Below are 4,028 nucleotides of genomic sequence, written 5' to 3'. Positions count from 1 at the left end.
GTTAAATAGCAGAGCACACCCGGGTTGAAAAAAATGGCGTTTTTTTAGGCAGGAACAGCGACTCCCTGGGCACAATAATGTCTCACCAGGTTCAGCAATTCGTCTTCAGAATATGGTTTTCCCAAATAATGATCGACACCCAGCGCCTTTGCATGTTCACGGTGCTTTTCCGCGATCCGCGACGTAATCATCACGATGGGCAGCCCCTTCAGGCGATGGTCCGCCCGGATGTTGCGGGCCAGATCAAAGCCGTCCATGCGCGGCATTTCAATATCAGACAACACCACGGCCGGCCGTTCATCTTGTAAACGTTCCAATGCCTGAAGGCCATCGGCTGCCATGATGACCCGATATCCCTCACGCAACAACAACCGCTGGGTGACCCGACGCACCGTGATGGAGTCGTCGACCACCAGAATGAGTGGAATCTGCGATGCCGGCGCGGGCACTGAGGCAATCAAAGCCTGTTTGCCAGACTGCTCCAGCATGTGAGGCTCGGCCCGGTCAGCGCTCAGCGCGCGGGCCTGCTGGCCATAAATGGAAGCGAGTGCCACAGGGTTGTAAATCAGCACCACCGCACCCGAAGCCAGCACTGACATGCCTGCCAGACCCGGCAATCGTGACAATTGGGGCCCAAGATTTTTGACCACCACTTCGCGGTTGCCCAGTACTTCATCGACGTGCAGGGCGATTCGCTGGGCGGCACTCCGGAACACCACCACCGGACTGGTTTTGGTCTGTGCTTCGCCGCTGAAATTGGAGGATTGCAACAAGGCGCCCGACCAGAAAAAGGGCACCGTCTCGCCAGCGATTTCGTAGGTGCCCGTGTTGTAGGCCTGCTGCAATTCCTTGGCCGAAATACGCCGAACGGTTTCCACCACATTGGCGGGCACGCCGACGGACAGATTGCCGGTACGAATCATCACTACCTGTGTCACTGCGGTGGTGAGGGGCAATATCAGCTTGAAATGGCTCCCCTTTCCTGACAGCGTGGAGGTTTCAATCCTGCCACCCAGCGCATTGACCTCAGAGCGGACGACGTCCATGCCGATGCCGCGTCCTGAGAGCTCAGTCACTTGCGCGGCGGTTGAAAAACCTGGCATAAAAATCAGGTTTGCCGCTTCCTGGTCATCCAGCTGCTGATCTGCCGTCATCAGACCCAAGCTCAGGGCCTTTTCACGGATTCGATGCAGGTCAAGGCCGCCCCCGTCATCGCTGAAATCGACAGCCACGTCATTGCCTTCCTGATGAAGGTGGACAGTGATCAGTCCCACAGGATCCTTGCCTGCATCGGTGCGGCTTTGCGGGCTCTCAATTCCATGCGCCACGCAGTTCCGCAGCAAATGCTCAAATGCGGGCGTCATGCGGTCCAGCATGCCGCGGTCCATCTCAATGGTGCCGCCAAGCAAATCGAGTCGCACCTGCTTGCCAGTTTCCTTGGACGCCTGTCGCACCACGCGGTACAGACGATCGGAAATGCCTTCAAACTCCACCATGCGGGTGCGTAGCAGGTCACGTTGCAACTCACGGGTCTGGCGCGCCTGCGCAATCAGGTCGTCCTCCGTCGCCTCGATCGTGCGCTGCAAGGTTCGCTGCACGGTCGCCACGTCGTTCACTGACTCTGCCATCATTCGGGTCAATTCCTGTACCCGGGTGAAACGGTCAAACTCCAGCGGATCAAATCCTGCCTTAGCCTCCTTGGCTTGTGCCAGTCGCGACTGCATCTGCGATTCCGCCTGAAGTTCGATATCTCGCAACTGGTGGCGCAAACGGTTCAAATTACCGTTCATGTCATTCAGTGATCCGCGCAATTGACTGACTTCAGCTTCCAGACGTGAGCGGGTGATCATGACCTCGCCAGCCTGGTTCACCATACGATCGAGTAACTGGGAGCGTACGCGTATGGACGCGGTAGCCGCCTGTCGCAAGGGCTGCATCGCCATTGCCTGTGGCGCAGGAATCGCGATTTTTCGGGCATTGCTATCGTTGCCCGCAAGCTCCGGCGCCAAAGCATCGAATGCCGGCGTCTCGGGCGCGGGCGCGATTTCATGCTCAGGGCCAATCGCGCCTGCAGGCTCGACCGACACTATCGGTAAACCTGACTCGAGTGGCGCGCCAAGTGAAGCGATGTCGGCGTGACGCAAGCGTTCAAACTCGGCTTGCATTCTGTCAAAACGACCCATTAAAGGCTCAAATTCCTGACTTGCCGCAGCCTCCGATCCAAGATATTCAATCTCGGACTCGATGCGGTGGGCCATCTCGCCTAACCGCAAAGCGCCCGCCAATCGGGCACTTCCCTTGAGCGTATGCAGCACGCGCAGCACTTCAAGACGTGCGCCCCTGTTGTCAGGCCGGGAAGACCACTGCCGCAGCGAGCCACCCAACTGCGGCATCAATTCGGCGCATTCTTCCTCGAAAATCGGAAACAGATCCGGGTCAATCGCATCGACGGCATCGATTTCGTCTTCGTCTTCGTTTTCGTTTTCGTTTTCGTCGTTGAATGCCAGTGCCGCAACGCCTGTCGAAGCTAAAACGGGTATTGGTACCAAGGTGGGCGAGAATATCTGCGAAGTCGCCGCAACCTCACCCCACTGCGCCGAATCATGTGTTTCAGCAGCTGGGTCCTGCGGCAGGTCGCGGGGCAGCTCTTCCTCAGCCGGCTGGTGTCCAACCGCACCAACATCGATTGCAGCTGGCATTTCAGCCATACCTTCTTCCGCAACCCCGGGTTCTAGCAGAAAGTCAACTTCATCGCTATCGCCGGACTCCGGCAGCACAGAATCAGAGAACTCAAGCTGATTTAAACGCTCAAGAATGCCAGGCTCGGGTTGTTTCAGAAATCCAGCTGCGAACTGGTGCAGCAGGCGGCGTATATCCTCCGAAGCGTCAACGAATACTTGGCCGTAATTCGAAGCACCATGGCTATGATGATTCCTGGATTTTTCGAGGGCGTGTTCGAGCGCTCGAGCCATTTCCGACAGCGCACTGAAGCCCACCGTGGCAGAACTTCCCGCCAGCGAGTGGGCAAGTGCGACTGTGGAGGCACTCACTGGCTGGTGTCCCTCGAGCGCCCACTCGGCGACTTCAGTCACCAATCGACGCGACCATTCATAAGCTTCATTAAGATAAACGTTATAGAGAGTAATACAGATACGCAGACCACCGATGACCTTGGTCTTTTCATCTTCGTTGCCATCAACAGCCAGAAATTCGTCAAACGCTGCAGGTTTGGCCGCGCCGAATGTTACCGGCACATTTTCATGTTTCCGCGAGGCAATTTCAATTGTCTCGGCAGGCTCCGCCCAAGCCGGCGAACCTTCTGTGTCGATGACGGGCGAATGCTCAGCCGCTACAGGCAAAGTCAAGTCGGGTATTGACGCCACGATTTCAAATTGCTGATCAAAATCTGCCGCTGACATTTCAATCGCTTCCACGGATTGCGCCTCCAGGGGCAAATCAGAAGAGACATTTTCTGCGGGTCTATCAACCGCAATGTCCGGCATGCTGTCGGGCAGTGAAAATCCGAACAAGCTGTCGAAATCAATGGTTTCGAGTTTCGTCGCAGAAACCGCCTCTAACGCGGCAGGATTACCGGAAGGTACTTCAGCGAGTTCGGCATCAGAAATGAAATTGAACTCTTCCCCGGGAACCAAAATCTCCTCATGAAGTTCGGGGTCTTCCACGTGGCCGGATAGCCGATCTGCTTCCCCGCCGAATTCTGGCAGTTCATGCACTCGCAGCGTTTCGACTGTCGCCGGGACCAGTAAGGGAACAATGGCCGTATCAGACAAATTGAGGCCGTTATAGCGCCCTTCGGCGAGCATCGCCTCTGCACTGCGGCGGAAGGGCTCTGCCGACCATGCGTCATGCTGATTCGCCGCGATATCGGAGATCCAGCGCTCAAATCCGGCGATGGCCTCGGAACAAAGGCCCCTGAACTCCTTGGTCGCGGTTTTTTGGTCGGCAAGCCAGCTGTTCACCATTTGCTCAAGCGCCCATGCGGCTGCGCCCAATTCGCCCAAGCCCAC

At 56.9% G+C, this 4,028-nt stretch carries 1 protein-coding gene; it reads right to left on the bottom strand.

Features of this window, described 5'->3' with window-relative positions; translation table 11 throughout:
• Positions 1-44 precede the first annotated feature (44 nt).
• Positions 45-4,028: response regulator (locus HHJ19_RS00025; protein ID WP_296902983.1), on the bottom strand; the 3,984-nt coding region annotated here is incomplete at its 5' end.

This window comes from Polaromonas sp., assembly GCF_012927415.1.
Lineage (GTDB): Bacteria > Pseudomonadota > Gammaproteobacteria > Burkholderiales > Burkholderiaceae_C > Polaromonas.
The sequence above is the reverse complement of the archived record's forward strand: the minus strand, read 5'-3'. Positions and strand labels throughout refer to the sequence as shown.